We start from the raw sequence: 218 nt of genomic DNA, 5'->3' as shown, positions 1-218 counted from the left end.
GTGTCCACCGTGACCGCCGGGCCCTCCAGGCCGAACGTGTACGCGACCCGACCGGACAGCACGCTGCCCGACGTGCCGGTGCCGACGAAGCCCTCGGCGTCCGGCGGCAGGTCCATCAGGCGCGAGGCGTAGTCGTGGTACATGACCCCGGCGAAGACACCGGTCCGGCTGCCCCGCAGCCGCTGCGGGTCCAGACCCGCCGATTCGAACGACTCCCA

Annotated in this window: 1 protein-coding gene; it reads right to left on the bottom strand. The window is 72.5% G+C overall.

What is annotated here, in order from left to right; genetic code table 11:
- Positions 1-218 (bottom strand): beta-ketoacyl synthase N-terminal-like domain-containing protein (locus ACFHW0_RS31980; protein ID WP_416613353.1); only part of this gene is annotated, 218 nt, incomplete at both ends.

Origin of the sequence: Micromonospora sp. LOL_025, assembly GCF_048060285.1 — a bacterium.
Lineage (GTDB): Bacteria > Actinomycetota > Actinomycetes > Mycobacteriales > Micromonosporaceae > Micromonospora.
The sequence above is the reverse complement of the archived record's forward strand: the minus strand, read 5'-3'. Positions and strand labels throughout refer to the sequence as shown.